Origin of the sequence: Paraclostridium sp. (assembly GCF_051656405.1) — a bacterium.
Lineage (GTDB): Bacteria > Bacillota > Clostridia > Peptostreptococcales > Peptostreptococcaceae > Paraclostridium.
In genome coordinates, this window is sequence record NZ_JBOGBV010000079.1 from 1 (window position 1) to 16,028 (window position 16,028).

Genomic DNA, 16,028 nt, shown 5'->3' on the forward strand with positions numbered 1-16,028 from the left:
CTTAACATATATCCTTCTGGTGCTTTTGTTTCTACTAGATAGTATTTTCCTTCTCTTTCTACTGCTCCATATATCTTTCCGTCTTTGTCACTTACTAGTTTCTCTATCACTACTTTTCCTTTTGCATCTTCTAATCTAAACTCCGCCCCTTGTAATACTTTTCCAGTTTCACTGTCTATTTTTTGAGCTCCAAACTCATAGTATCTGTTATTAACTATATAAGGTAATTTTACAACGCTTCCAATAGAATCATCTTTAACTTCAAATTCAATATCTTTTTCAAGTTTACTATATCCTTCTGGTGCTTTTACTTCTCTTAGTACATAATTGCCTGCATCTTTTAAATCTGAGTAAATTAATCCTTTATCATCACTAACAAGCGTTTTAATATGAACTAAATTTTTTGACCCATAAGGAATCAAATTGAACAGCTTAGATTGCTCTACTTTGTATAAATCAAATTCTACACCTTTTAATGGAGCATTATTGTTATCCCCATCAACTTTTACAGCTTCAAACTTATATCCTTTTGTAACTACTGCTGGAGGTGTTTCTTTATCATTTATTTTAGCCACATTTTTAACTGTTTCCCCATTAGGAACTTTTGTAAAATCTACTTTAAGCTTAACTTCTACTGGTTTATCCTTACTAGATGTAGGTATATCATCTGTATTCACAATGCTTATAGTATGACTATTTTTATCATAATCGACTTTCATAAAATCTGGAGCTTCACAGCCTTTGTACTCAACTCTAGAATCTAACTTATCTACTATATTTAAGTATTCAGCTGGGAAAACAGCATTACTCCAAACTTTTATAGTATAATCTACAATTTGAGAATCTCCATCTTTAAGCTCAGTTTTGTTAGCATATTTAGTTGCATTTATTCCACCTGCACTTACTGCATAGTTTACTTCGTCTTTAGATACCTTATCGATATCTCTTCCTGTTACTTTAGCTGTGTTCTCATAAGATTTTTTTAATGCTGTTATTTCACACATATATTCAATTCTATATTTACTATATGTGTCTCCAAAGTTTATTGTAAGTTTATCATTTTTACCTGACTCATCTTTTCCACATATTTTATCCCAGTTATTCAGGAATTCCTGTGTACGATCTATAACTTTACCACTATTGTCTGTTTCTGTAACTTTAAATCCATCTTTTATTAATTTCATTCCAGTTGGAATTGTATCCTCAAATACTAACTCAAAAATTCTCTTATTGTTAGGATTTATATCCACATGATATTTTACTTTGTCTCCAACCTTTGAAATAGTATTTTTATCTGATCCTTTTATTACCACTTTCTCATTTTCACCTGGATCTATACTTCCCGCTTTTATATTTACAACTGCACTAGATTCTTCTTTTTGGTCTTTGCTATGTGTTAATACCGCAGTATTTTTATATCCAGTTTCTACTAACTCTGTAACCTTAGTTTTGTATGTAATCTTATATCTATCTGTTATATTACCAAGATTTATAGTAAATGAGTTTTTATCACTTTCTACTTTTAAATCAGATGTTACATCTTTATATACTCCTGATCCATAGTCTTTTAAAACTTTTATACTCTTATCAACTAATTCCATTCCTTTTGGGATACTATCTTTTAATACTACATTATCCTTTTGTTGCATTTTATCATTTACAATTATTTCATAATCAAATGTTCTTCCTATAAAGTTTTTGTCATATGATACTGTTACACTTGAATTTCCATTAACTTTTTTATTTAAATCTGTTTTCCCAGGTGTAGGCTTGATAGGTGTAACTGTAGATGAATCATCTTTTTCCCCACCATCCCAAGTTATTTGAGCAGTGTTTTTATAACTATCTTTTAACTCGGTTATTTCTGTTTGATAATCAACTCTATACCTTCTATTTGTATCTCCGAAATCTACAACAAGAACTTGTTTTCCATCAATAACTTTAACATGTCTCGGAACTTTAGATGCATTTACTTCACTAAATGAGTTGTATCCATTATCAATATATACTTTTATAGTATTTTCTAAAATTTTCATTCCTTCTGGAATAACATCTCTTAATACCAAGTTATTCTTCTGTTTTAATTCATTATTTACTAATATAGAATACTTAAGCTTTTGTCCTATAAAACCTTGTTCATTATTGGAATTAGGTTTTAAACTTATATTGTCTTTTCCATTTACAGTTTTATTTAAACTACCTTCTCCTGGAGGTCTTGGTTTTGTAACAGTACTACTACCGCTACTTTCACTTCCATTATAAGTTATAGTTGCATCATTTTTATATTCTTCTTTATATTTTACAATTATAGTTTCATATTCAACTATATACTTATTACTTATATCTCCAAATGCTATTTTAAGTAAATTATCCTGTTGAGTTATCTTGCTTGAAAATTCAGAAGTTACATCAATATTTTGACCTCTAACTTCTTTTAAAATTTTCACACTATTTTTTACAAGATTCATTCCGTCTGGTATATTATCTTTAAATACAACATTTTCTTTAGACTCTTTAACAGAGTTTACTTCTACTCTATAACCAACCTTCTGTCCTATAATAGTTCCATCTGAATTTGGACTTATATAGCTTCCTGGATAGCGTATAGTTTTATTTATATGTGAATCCCCTTTAGCATCTTCTTTCGGAATAGCTTTTACAGAATCACTTTCTGACCCTGTAGTGCTTGATGTGATAGTTGCTTTATTTAAATATTCGTTTTTAAATTCCGTTACTTTTAATTTGTATGATATCTTATGCTTATGATTTATAGTATTTAAATTAATTACTAATGGATTTGTACTTTTAATTTCATAATCTTTTATTACTTGAGATGCTCCATTTACTATTTTTTCTACTTTTACACTTCCCTCAACTAATTCCATGCCTTCTGGTATATCATCTGTAAATACAGCATTTTCCATATGTGTATATTTTTCATTTACCATTACAGAGTATGGAACTTCTTGGCCAACTACATCTCCATTACTACCTGGGTTTATAGTATAGTCATTATCTTGACCATTTACCTTTTTATCTATTAACTTATCGTTAGAACCTGGTGGATTTGTTTCTGTATCTATTACAATCTCTTTTCCATTTATCTCGATTATAATTTTCCCAGGAACCTCTACCTCTACCTGACTTACAGTTGCACTGATTTTAAGAAATCCTCCTATTGCAGTGTCTATATCTGGTCCACATATTAAAGTTACTACCGTTTCTCCATTTTGTTCTTCTATTGTCATATCTTTAAAATGATTTTCTGGATAAACAGGTTTTATATCCTTAAATACACTAGGTAGCACAAATTTAAATTCGTCTCCCTCTTGCGGCACCGGAGCTTCATTATCTGCACTATATGTAACTTCAAAATCAACTTTATTTCCCGGTGCAAGCTCAACTACAGATCCTAAGTTTACAGGATTTCCATTTACCTTCATAACTACATCTGAGTTAAGTTTAAATGGAGTCCCCGCTGCATAAGCTACACCCATTTGAGTTACCGAAGTAAATATAATATTCAACAAAACTATAAAGAATGTAGCTATACTTATTTTTTGTTTACGTTTTTTCTTATTAAACAATTGCCCCTCCTAAGATTCTATATATTCTTAGACTAATAATTCAAATTGCCACCCCCATAGCATACATATTTAGTCTAAGTCCATGTATAATTTTATAGAGCTTTATAGGAGATTAATATTATACGGTAGTATACATTTTCTTCTACTTTTTAAGCCTTTAGTAGTATATAATTTACTTTTCTTTTAGATAAAAAAAGGATATACGCTTAACAAAATACTTTAAAGTATTTTATTAGGTGTATATCCTTTTCATTTTTTAAGTTTATATATTATTTTGATGTGAAATTTATAAAATTTGCTTCTTTATCTTTTTCTTTAAATCTTTTAGCTATTGCTTCCTTTTGTTTAAGATTATCAGTAGTATTTAAAGTTGCCAATACTCCTTTAACAGTATCTTTGAATCTTTCAAATGGAATACCAATTGCCATTTCTTCATCTTTCCACTTAGCTAAAAATCTAGTACTTGGACACAATGTAGATATATTCATTCTGCCACTTAAATATGGTTCTACTGTTACCTCCGAACAAATTCCTTGCATAGCTGCTAAGCTAGCATTTATCCTTTCTCCTGTATGATAAACATATCCTTGTTGTAACCTCATAGCTTGATACGGGTTAACTATAAATATAATTATATCTGGAGTTATTTCAAAATCTTCTAATGCTCCCACACCTACTCCATATGTAACAGCTTGAGTCCTGTATAACCCAGCAACCCCTTCTCTAGTTCTTCTAGCAGCTCCAACAGTTGCATACAAGTTGTATGAAAAATACTCCATTCCAGATTCAATTTTAGTATTTGATGGTTCTAGTGCCAAAGCTGTAGTCCCTCCATCACAATTAATATGCTTTAGTCTAGCTTTTAATTTTTTTCCTCTTGTTGCTTTTTCAACCATACAACAATAAGCAAGTTGTGATTTTGGCTCTTCCCAATTTAAATCATTGTATTCGTTCTCACAATAAAACAACTTAATTCCTACTGGTTTTCTACTTAAATCTAAAATACAATTTAAGTCTTCACAATATTCTTTTATAATTTCATAATCAAACTTATCTTGTGGTAACCCGTAAGATATAGACTTATGCTTAAATGGCATATTAATTCCTCCTTATTTTATACTACCCTAAAAATTCAAATCCAATATTAGTTAAATTATTCATAGAATATATAATTGTTATAGATATTATTAAAACTATATATACTCCAGATGCTATAACCTCATTTTTATGTAATACTAACTTTCTATAATATGTTCGTGTACTATTCACCTGAAATTAAGTATTCTTGACCTTAATCCCTCGGTTATATGCACATACCCTATACTTTTTAAATATTATTATAATAATTGTAATTATATTTAACATCAAAATCTTCAATATTATACTCTTTCATTTTTTCTTTAATTTTTTTCTTATTCTCATTGCTTTCCATTATGTTTATAGTCTTTAAAATACCATCTGCTATATTTTCAAATTGATTAAACGGTATACCTGCTGCTAACTCATCATTTAACCATCCAGCTCTATGCCTTGTTCCAATGCACAAAGCTGAAATATTTAAGTCTTTAAGCACAAACGGACGAGCAGTACACTCTAAGCAAATAGCTTGATTCCCAACAAAATTTATGCTTTTAGCTATTCCATAATGATATGAATATCCTTGTACCAATCTCATAATATTATACGGATTAGTTACTATAATAATAATATCTGGTTTTTCTTCAAAATTTTCTATGGGTTGAGCTATAACTCCATAAGCTTTATCGCTCTTATAAACTAGATTTTCTCTTACATATTTACTAATTTTTTTATCTTTATATAGTCCAAGCCTTGTCCAGTTTTCTCCATTAGAGTTTTCCAAATCTAAAGAGTTGATCCCAAGTACCTTTACTCCACTTTTACAAGCTATTAAATTTTCATTTAATTTAACTTTATATCCACAAGTTGCACTTTTAATCATACCGCAATAGTTCATAGGATTTTTAGGTGTAATAGCATCTGTATTTTCAAATTCAGTCTTTGACTGTATAAATTTAACTCCAACTATTTTTCTTCTTAATTCTAATGATGCATATATAATATCTATTGATTTTTTCCAATTTACACACATATATTTTCACTTATTCCTTTACTTCACTATCATCTTTATAAAAAGTAAAAACTCCCGGTAATTCTCCATCTATTTCTTTTTGAACAGATTCAACTTTTAAACAAGATGCAAAATCTTTTGCCCATTTAGTTTCAACATTTTCTTTTTTAACAGTAGGCCCCATAGGACAATTGATAGATTCTTCATCTCTTATAATATAAGATTTTGGATCTTTCCCAGCATTATTCATATGAGTAAAAAATACTAAAGCTCCATCCATATCTTCTAAACTTCTAACTGTCTGTGCTTGTTCCATATCTACTATATTAACTTTTTTTGGATTCTCTACAATATCAGCTATAGTATAAGCTCCTGTATCCTTATCAGATAATTTAATAAGTCCTGATTTTTGCAATACTCTTAATCCAATATCCATGTTCATTGCATCATTCATAATAGCTATAGTTGCTCCATTTGGGAATTGTTCCACAGAATTATATTTTTCTGAATACAACCCTATTCCTGTATAATAACCATATGGTTTTACCATTTCTAAATCCCCATTGTTATTTTCATCAAAACTTTTTACAAATTTTTTATGTTGCCCTAATGCAATATCTACATCTCCATTATTACAAGCTTCTAAAACTACTGGATTTGAATCAAAACAAATAAATTCTGTTTTGTAACCCATTTTTTCGAACTCTTTATTCATTGCTTCATAAGATATTTGAGAAATTTCAGTTCCTCCAACTTTAATTACCTTATCTTTACTTTCCTTTTTATCATTACTACATGCTACTAATGGTAAGCACAAAATGATACTCAATATAGCTAAAATTATTTTTTTAGATTTAGTTCTATTCATTCTATATACCCCTTCATTGTAAATATTTATATAATTTATTTCCTATACCTTGAATAATTGCTACAAATATTAATAAAATAGCAACTACGAAATACATAATTGCATCATCAAATCTTTGATATCCATATGTAAGAGCTACAGCTCCTAATCCACCTGCTCCAACAGCACCAGCAATTGATGTTACATTCAACATATTAATTAAAAGTATAGTTAAATTTGATACTAATGTTGGTAATGCTTCAACAATCATAACTTTTAAAATAATTTGCCAATTTTTCAAACCAAAAGACTTCGCCATTTTTATAACTTGATTATCAACAGTTTGCAGTGAATTTTGAGTCATTTTCGCTGCAAATGGAGTACATGCAACTGTAATCGTAAAAATTGCGGCATTAGCCCCAATAGTTGTTCCAACTATAATTCTAGTTAAAGGCATAAGAGCTACAATTAATATTAAAACTGGAAAGGACCTAATAATATCTATTATTTTATTGATTATTGAATTAATGATTTTGTTTGGATTCAACCCATCACGATCTGTAATAACTAGTACTATACCTAAAAAAATTCCAAAGGTAATAGATAGTATAGCTGAAAAAAACATTATTTTAAGTGTAACAATTATTGATGGAATAATTATGTTAGGAAGATATTTAAATAACCTCGTATTTGTAAACATAACTACCTCCCTCCATTTTCAATTATTTTAAATAAAATATTTTTACTTTTTAAATAGTTTGTTGTAACGTATAAATCTTCTTTGACTAGATTTATAGTTATATTACATATTTTACCCGAAGCAGAATTATAAAACTTAGCATCAACTATAGATATATTATTTTCTGATATTTTAACTAGATCATATAAAATGGGCATATCTACAGTATCTGACAGTAAATTAAAACTCAAATTAATCCCTTCTTTAGGAAGTTCTATTTCATCTTTTCCTAATAAACGCTGTAATGATTTAGGTTTATTAAGAAACATTTCTGTTACATATCCACAATCTAAAATTTTTCCATCTTCTAAAATAGCCATTTTTTCACATATGTTTTGTATTACTTTCATTTCATGAGTAACAAAAACTACTGTTATCCCAATATCTTTATGTATTTGTTTTATTAATTCTAAAATAGATAAAGTTGTTTTTGGATCTAGGGCAGACGTTGACTCATCAGACAATAAATATTTAGGTTCTAAGGCTAATGCTCTTGCAATACACACTCTCTGCCTTTGACCTCCACTTAACTCATCAGGTCTTGAATTTAGTTTATTTTCTATTCCAACCATTTCAGCTAGCTTGTATACTCTATCCTTTATAAATGCTCTATCATATCCCCAACATTCTAATGGCAATGAAATATTTTGAAATACATCTTTTCTTTTTAGTAATGAAGCATTTTGAAATATAACGCCAATATTCTTTCTCATCTCTCTAAGTTCACTTGAACTTAAACTTTCTATCTGAGTTCCATCCACTAGTATAGATCCATTTTGGTATTCATCTATCCCATTTATACAATTTAGTATCGTTGATTTTCCAGCTCCACTAGCTCCAACTAATCCAAAAATTTCTCCACTATTGATAGTTAGATTTATATTTTTTAATATTTCATTTTCTCCATATTTCTTGCTCAAGTTTTTTATTTCTATCATTTTCGATTTATCATCCCATCATTTTTATCAATTATAATGTAAATTACCTTTTTAATTATAACATTTAGTAATTATTTCCTCTTATAGTTATTTTCTATATATTTTTCGAATGACATTGATTTTGTTTATAATACACATTTTTAATATAAAAGATTTAGCTACTACGTCTGCGAACTATAATTTCCTTAAGCGTGAAAAAGCTCACAGATTATAATCTATGAGCTTTTTCCAATATTTATTTTAATGTTAAAGCTATTCCTGCAGTTTTGCTTAAATCATATTCATCACTATTTCCGTTGTCTTTATATGGATGCATATATCTAACTTCAAACTCTATATCATCTGCTTTATATGTAACTGCAGTTACTCCAACTTCACTTTCATAAGTTCTATCAATCTCTTTTACACCTTTTGGTAAAATTCCTTTTACATATTCTATAGAACCTTCCATACTACGTTGTATAGGTTCTGATTCACTACTATATGATGCTTCAGCTAATTTTTGTTCCAATTCTTGTATATTGATTTCTTTTAAATCTTCATTTTCTTGATTTTCAATTTCATTTTCGTTTGCTGTTTCTTGAGTATCTTCTATAGTTTTATTTGACTTACTACACCCCACCGTAAATATAAATAATATCAATAATATCCCTATACTAGCTAATCTTACATTCATATAATTTTTCCCCTTGATTGTTAAATTTTTAATTTTTATATTTATTATATTATACTACATATTTTTGCTAATATAAATTCATATTTTACTTGGTATATATCTAAACTATTTACTTATTTATAGTAACAAATTTTTAAAAAGATGACCGAGGTTGATGTATAACTTGGCCATCTTTTTTACTTTATTTTTATATCAAACTACATGTTCAATTTCTTTTTTGCAAAATCAATTATCATACTTACTTCTTCAACTTTTAATATTACTATTAATACTCCATATGTTAAAGCACCTATTCCTATAGATCCAAATAATGATATAGCTTTTTGTATTGTGCCAATTCCCAGCATACCTGATAACATGCTATATATAACATATGTTGTGATTCCCATTAAAATAGATGCTATTATTGATTTAATTGTAGTTCTTATTATTTTATCTTGCCCAAAATATCCAATCTTTCTCTTAAGACTTCTAAATAAAATCAATATACATATAATCGCTGACAAGCTTGTAGCAAATGCTAATCCTGCATGACCCATAAATTTAACTAATATTAAGTTTAGTATTATATTCATTCCCATAGCCATAGCTCCATTTATCATAGGAGTCTTTGTATCTTGTAATGAATAAAACACCTTACCCAATATATCTCTGAGCCCAAATCCAACCATTCCTATAGAATAAAATATCAATGCACTTGCTGTAGTTTTAGTAGCATTTGCATCAAATGCACCTCTTTCAAACAATAAACTCACTATAGGTGTAGCTAAAACCATAGCACCTACTGATATTGGAATAACTAAAAGTATTACACTGTTAACACTTTTATAAACAGTTTTTGTAAAGCTCGCTTTATTACTATCAGACGACATTTTTGATAGTGCTGGGTATATAGCTGTTCCTATCGATGCTATAAACAACCCCATTACAAAAGAATTTAATCTATTAGCATAATTTAAAGCCGAAATACTTCCTTCCAATAATGTAGATGCTAAGGTCCTATCTACCATTGTATTTATTTGATTCACCGCAACCCCAATAAATACAGGTCCTACTAACCATATAACTTCTTTTATATAATCTTCTTTTAATCCAATTTCAAATTTATATTTATATCCATATCTACGTGCACTTGGAATTTGAAACACCAATCTACTTGCCATAGCAATTACAGTGCCTATTGGCAATATATATATATTTATCTTAAGGCTCAGTATGATAACTATTATTATAATAATATTAAATGGAATTCCTACAAGTCCTGGAATCATAAATTTTTCTTTAGCTTGTAAAAAAGATGTTATTATACTGCTTGTTCCCATAAACAATGCCCCAAATATCATAATTCTTGTGAATTCCACAGTTAACTTAAAAGTATAACCATCAAATCCCATTGCAAATATCTTTACTACTTGATCTGTAAATAACAAAACTAATAATACTAGTACCGAACTTAAAATTAAAGTTATATTGAAAATATTATTTGTAAATTTATTGCTCTCTTTTATGCTATTACTATTTTCATAATATAAAGGTATAAAAGTTGTAGCTAATGCAATTCCTATTAAAGAAAATAGTGTTCCAGGTATATTCATAGCAACTATATATGCATCACTGTAAAATGTAGTCCCATAAATACCCCCAAGCACTAGTTCTCTTGCAAAACCCAAAACTTTAGATATTATAGTTATTATCATTAACATCAATGTGGTTTTGGCTACTTTATTCATCTTATTCGCCTTTTATATAAAATTGGTAGCTTTATAAGAAGGTATATTGCCAAGAAATATATTGCATTTAGAGGCATAGCTGCAAAGTATTTTTCTGCATTTAGATACGATACTAGTGGCATCATAAAAAATGCATTTAACACAGTCCATACTCCCGCATCAATTTCATTTTTTGATTTACTGTATAATAATCCATGAAACATTCCTATTAACATATTACATACTATAACGCCTATATATCCAAAGTCAGCAATAAAGTTTAGGTTGGCGGTATATACATTGGTTCTGAATCCACCTATTCCATATATAGTAGTATTTATAGTATTTTGAGTCTCAAAATTAAAAAGTGGCATTATATTAAGAGCTTTATATACTATCCTAAATGTCTGTTGCCCAAATAAATCGCTTGTAAATGTTAAGTTTTTATACACATTATCAAATGCACCTATACCACCGCTTATATAAATAGCAATATTATTCAATCCTTCGTTAGGATCTATTTTTCCTGCTAGTTTACCCGCTATAAAAAAGTAAGAAAAAATGAGCCCTATACATAAAATCCCCATGATAAAGTACTTAATTTCTAATCTTTTTTTATCTCTATCATTTTCATATTTATCGCTTTTAACTTGAATTTTATATGCTACAAACACAATAATTAGTGAGTATATTACAAGTATAGATCTTATTCCTAAAATATACCCCATTATAAATACAGATATGGACGGCATTAATAAAATACTAACTTTTTTACTCCATCCACTAGTCATGTATTCCTTGACTGCAAAGTATAAATATACTACACCTAACATACGACATACTAATATGATATATGTCCATACCCCTAAGTCCACAGCCCCATTAGATCTAGTTTCTCCTTTGTATATCATCAAGTTTCTAGTAAACTCTTTTATATTGTCCGATCCTACTATATAATCACTACCAATACTTAAATACACTATAATAGTTATTAAAATTAATATAGTTGATAAAATTGCTTTGTTTGTTGATATATTTAATATCTTTTGTTCATACTTCTTATTTTGTAAATTTTCATTGTTTTTTAAATATAAATTTCCTCTATTTGATGTATTTGCTATCATCATCGTAAATGCAAAACCTAAGTCCACCCACATAATTGCAGTACTCAATATAAAAACTGTCATAGCTGAAATATTAATACCCCATTCTTTATGAAATATTAATAATCCTATGGACCCTAAAAATACTACACTTTTTAAAATAACTAACGGATGTAAAGTTTCTTTTAATATGATAATAGCTATTACTAGTTGAATAAATATTATTATAGTAAATAGTAATTCCATAGTAATTTTCCTTTATTATAAATTTTTTTTGTACCAATCTATCGTCAATTTTATTCCATCCTCAAAGCTATAACTTGGATTATAATTTAATAATTTTATAGCATTTGATATATCTGCATTTGAATGTTTTATATCACCTTTTCTAGATGGTCCATATATAGGTTTTATATCTTTACATAATAGTTTATTTAAAGTTTCATATAATTCATTTAGAGAAATTCTACCTCCATAGGCTATATTGTAAGCTTTTCCACAAGCTTCTTTTGGAGCTAAACAAGCTCTTAAATTAGCTTCTATTACATTATCTATATAAGTAAAGTCTCTTGAATTCTCTCCATCTCCATTTATAGTAGGTGATTCATCGCTTAAAAGTAATTTAACAAACTTTGGAATAACTGCTGAGTAATAAGAGTTTGGATCTTGTTTCCTACCAAATACATTAAAGTACCTCATTCCAACAGTCTCTAATCCATATAAGTCAAAGTAATTTCTAGCGTATAGTTCATTAACTTTCTTTGTTATAGCATAAGGAGATAATAACTTGCCTTCTCTTCCTTCTACTTTAGGTAAATTAGGTTCATCTCCATAAACAGATGATGATGATGCATATATAAACCTCTTAACTAAATTATCTCTAGCAGCTGTCATCATGTTTAGAGTTCCTTTTATATTTATTTCTTCATATAACAAAGGCATTTCTATTGATCTAGGAACAGAACCCCAAGCTGCTTGATGCAATATATAATCTATATCTTTACAAATTTCTTGGCATATTTGTATATCTCTTATATCGCCTTCTACAAACTCAAAGTTTTCATTTTCCATAAAATCTTTTATATTCTCTCTTTTTCCTATTGAAAAATTATCTAAAGCTCTTACAAAATAACCTTTATTTAATAGTGCTTCAATAAGGTTGGAGCCGATAAATCCAGCTCCACCTGTTACTAAAAACTTAGTTCCTTTAGGAAATTGCACGTCTTGGTATCCCAACTTTATAACCTCCAGTATAAGTAATTCTTTAACTGAGCTTCTTTTCTATCAAATATACCTTTAACGTCAACCAACACTAATTTATCTTCACTATTTAATAATTCAGGATTTTCTTCATATAATTTTTTTATAGATTCTAAATTTAATTCCATATATTCCTTATGTCCTACAGCCACTATAACTGCATCCATATTTTTTATATTTTCAAACTTAGTTAGCTCTATCCCATATTCTCTTTTGACCTCATTTTCATCTGCTATAGGATCAGCAACAAACACATTTATTCCGTATTCTTTTAATTCATTTATTATATCTATAACTTTAGAGTTTCTAACATCTGGACAATCCTCTTTAAATGTCATACCTAAAATTGCTACTTTAGCTCCCTTTACTTGCTTATTAGCTTTTATTAGATTCTTAACTGTAGATTCTCCTACATATTTTCCCATTCCATCATTTATTCTTCTTCCCGATAATATAACTTGTGAATGATATCCTATTTGTTCAGCTTTGTGCGTTAAATAGTAAGGGTCAACACCTATGCAGTGTCCTCCAACCAATCCAGGATAAAATTTTAAGAAATTCCATTTAGTCCCTGATGCTTCCAAAACTGCTTTCGTATCTATTTCCATCTTATTGAAAATCATAGATAACTCATTTACAAAGGCTATATTAATATCTCTTTGAGAGTTTTCTATAACCTTAGCGGCTTCTGCTACTTTTATACTCTCTGCCCTATGAACCCCTGCATCTATAATTAATTCATACATACTAGCTATATTTTCTAAACTTTCTTCATCCATTCCAGATACTACTTTAGTTATATTTTCTAATCTATGAAGCTTATCTCCTGGGTTTATTCTTTCTGGAGAATATCCAACCTTAAAATCAACTCCACACTTCATATTAGATTCTTTTTCTAGTATAGGTATGCATACCTCTTCAGTAACTCCAGGATATACAGTTGACTCATATACTACTATAGATCCCTTAGTTAAATTTTTTCCTAAAACCCTACTTGCTCCAATTATTGGTCTTAAATCTGGAGTTTTATCATCATTTATTGGAGTTGGAACTGCAATTATATGAAACTTAGCTTGTTTTAATTTAGTTTCATCACATGTCATTAAAGCTGTTGTTTCTTTTAAAGCTTTATTTCCTACCTCATTAGTAACATCTATTCCCTGATTATATAATGTTATTTTTTCTTTATTCACATCAAATCCTATTACATTTACTTTATTCGCAAAGGCAATTGCTAGTGGCATACCTACATATCCCAATCCAATTACTGATATATTTTCTTTTTTATCTTTTATTTTATGATACAATTCTAATGTCAATTTAAAATCCTCCTTTCAACTTATGATATATTATCATTAGTTGAAATAAATTTAGCGGGAACTCCGCCTACTATAATGTTATTTTCTACATTTTTAGTTACTACAGATCCTGCAGCTACTAAACTTCCTTCACCTATTGTTATCCCACTTGTTACAACAACATGAGATGCACACCAAGTCCCTTTTTTTATATGAATAGGCTTACTTATTCCTTTGTTTTTTACAGTTCCATTTTCAAATATATGGTTTGTTGTAGCTAATACACTCATAGGTCCAATAATAACATCATCATCTAATATAATTTTTCCCTTAGCATTTATATAAACATTGTGAGATATATAGCAGTTGTTTCCCACATGTAAATTTTCTGGATTATTTATGGTAACTCGAGGTGCGATTTGTAGCCTTTTACCGCTTGATCCTATAAATGGTTTAATTAAAAATCCTCTAATTAGGTTTGTATATAAATGATTTGGAAGCAATGATGTAATTAAAAACACCATGTGTATTGGTATGTTTCTGAATATAAAGTCTAAATATATTGATAGTTTATTATTTAATCTCATAATATTCTCCATTACTTAAACTAAATTTATTTAATTCAATATAGAAGCAGATTCTTTAAACATTTTTAAAAATTCACTTCTTCTAGCTTCTAATTTATTATTTTCATATTTTTTTGCTTTTTCAAAATTTATAATTGCTAGTTTTTCTCTGTGCATATTTACATATTCAAAAGCATCTACAAATTCTTTATATGATTTTTTTGGATATATACTTTTATCTACAAGTAGCTCAGGTATTCCTCCTGCATCACTTCCTATAGCCGGACATCCTCTATTTAATGCCTCAATTAATGCTCTTGGTAGCCCTTCTGTTAAACTTGGTTGGACATATATATCTATAGTATCTAGCCAATCAAATACTTCAGCATGTGTTAATACTCCCATAAATTTAACATTTTCATAAGAATCGTATTTTTTAGCTATATTTTTTAGGTAGGAATTGTCTCCGCCTCCAATTAGCTGATATTCTACTTCATATCCTTTTTCCTTTAAAACTTTTATTGCTTTAATTACGTTTTGTTGTCCTTTATATCTAGATCCCACAGTTGCACAAGTACCTAAGATAATTTTTTTATTTAACTTTTCCCTTTGTATTTTTTTCAATCTATTTTGTAATACATCTTCATCATTTTTAGGTAACATAACATTTGAACAAGATATACTTTTTCCTTTAGTTGGATATCTGTTTTGTAAAAACTCGTTAGTTACATAAACAACATAAGGAGCTTCTTTAATTTCTTTTTTACACAGCATATAAATTATTGGAGCTAAAACCTTTCCATATATACTATGATTCCATAAAGCATCAAATGGACAACCTACCATTTCAACTAAATAAGGTTTATTTAATTTCTTTATATATTTCAAAGACATTAACCCTATAAAACTAGGCAATCTTACAATTAAATATTCACTTTGACTTATCTCTTCTTCTAACTGTTTTCTCACTTTTCTTTTCAGTATATCTTTTATACTATTAAAAGTAATAAATGATATATTTTCGCTTATTGTATCTGAAAACTTTTTTTCATTTATATTTGCTTTAGTATGACAAGCCATAATTTTGATCTTTCCAAAGTTTTGAATATATCTATCACAAAATTTATCATCAAATCCATATGAACAAAAATACTCGTCTTTAAACTTAGGAAATTTATGATCATGTATAAATAAAAGACTCATATTTTATAAACCT

13 protein-coding genes are annotated in these 16,028 nt (G+C 28.4%); all 13 read right to left on the minus strand.

Annotated elements, in window-relative coordinates:
- Nucleotides 1-3,587: collagen binding domain-containing protein (locus ACRDDE_RS12825; RefSeq protein ID WP_438627833.1), on the minus strand; the 3,587-nt coding region annotated here is incomplete at its 3' end.
- Between the two features lie 269 nt (nt 3,588-3,856).
- A complete protein-coding gene (locus ACRDDE_RS12830) occupies nt 3,857-4,684 on the minus strand; it encodes a DUF169 domain-containing protein (protein WP_438627835.1) in 828 nt (275 codons plus the stop codon).
- Nucleotides 4,685-4,914: 230 nt separating this feature from the next.
- Nucleotides 4,915-5,697 carry a DUF169 domain-containing protein gene (locus ACRDDE_RS12835; RefSeq protein WP_438627837.1) on the minus strand — a complete coding sequence of 261 codons (783 nt, stop codon included), beginning with the start codon at nt 5,695-5,697 and terminating at the stop codon, nt 4,915-4,917.
- A gap of 10 nt (nt 5,698-5,707) precedes the next feature.
- Nucleotides 5,708-6,544, minus strand: a complete 837-nt coding sequence (locus ACRDDE_RS12840; protein ID WP_438627839.1) for a MetQ/NlpA family ABC transporter substrate-binding protein — start codon at nt 6,542-6,544, stop codon at nt 5,708-5,710.
- 13 nt (nt 6,545-6,557) lie between these two features.
- A complete protein-coding gene (locus tag ACRDDE_RS12845) occupies nt 6,558-7,223 on the minus strand; it encodes a methionine ABC transporter permease (protein ID WP_438627841.1) in 666 nt (221 codons plus the stop codon).
- Nucleotides 7,224-7,225: 2 nt separating this feature from the next.
- Nucleotides 7,226-8,200, minus strand: a complete 975-nt coding sequence (locus ACRDDE_RS12850; protein WP_438627843.1) for a methionine ABC transporter ATP-binding protein — start codon at nt 8,198-8,200, stop codon at nt 7,226-7,228.
- 235 nt (nt 8,201-8,435) lie between these two features.
- The gene (locus ACRDDE_RS12855) at nt 8,436-8,876 is read right to left on the minus strand and encodes a hypothetical protein (RefSeq protein WP_438627845.1); all 441 of its coding nucleotides are present in this window, start codon (nt 8,874-8,876) and stop codon (nt 8,436-8,438) included.
- 197 nt (nt 8,877-9,073) lie between these two features.
- Nucleotides 9,074-10,606 carry a murein biosynthesis integral membrane protein MurJ gene (murJ, locus tag ACRDDE_RS12860; protein WP_438627847.1) on the minus strand — a complete coding sequence of 511 codons (1,533 nt, stop codon included), beginning with the start codon at nt 10,604-10,606 and terminating at the stop codon, nt 9,074-9,076.
- On the minus strand, nt 10,603-11,934 hold the full coding sequence (locus ACRDDE_RS12865) for an O-antigen polymerase (RefSeq protein WP_438627849.1): 1,332 nt from the start codon (nt 11,932-11,934) through the stop codon (nt 10,603-10,605). Before ACRDDE_RS12865 ends, murJ begins: the two co-directional genes overlap by 4 nt.
- 15 nt (nt 11,935-11,949) lie before the next feature.
- The gene (locus tag ACRDDE_RS12870) at nt 11,950-12,924 is read right to left on the minus strand and encodes an SDR family oxidoreductase (protein WP_438627851.1); all 975 of its coding nucleotides are present in this window, start codon (nt 12,922-12,924) and stop codon (nt 11,950-11,952) included.
- Nucleotides 12,925-12,926: 2 nt separating this feature from the next.
- The gene (locus ACRDDE_RS12875; RefSeq protein WP_438627853.1) at nt 12,927-14,267 is read right to left on the minus strand and encodes a nucleotide sugar dehydrogenase; all 1,341 of its coding nucleotides are present in this window, start codon (nt 14,265-14,267) and stop codon (nt 12,927-12,929) included.
- Nucleotides 14,268-14,287: 20 nt separating this feature from the next.
- Nucleotides 14,288-14,833 (minus strand): acyltransferase, encoded by a 546-nt coding sequence (locus ACRDDE_RS12880; protein ID WP_438627855.1) that lies wholly within the window; start codon nt 14,831-14,833, stop codon nt 14,288-14,290.
- A gap of 30 nt (nt 14,834-14,863) precedes the next feature.
- Complete coding sequence (locus ACRDDE_RS12885; RefSeq protein ID WP_438627857.1) at nt 14,864-16,015, minus strand: glycosyltransferase; 1,152 nt, start codon at nt 16,013-16,015, stop codon at nt 14,864-14,866.
- Nucleotides 16,016-16,028 lie beyond the last annotated feature (13 nt).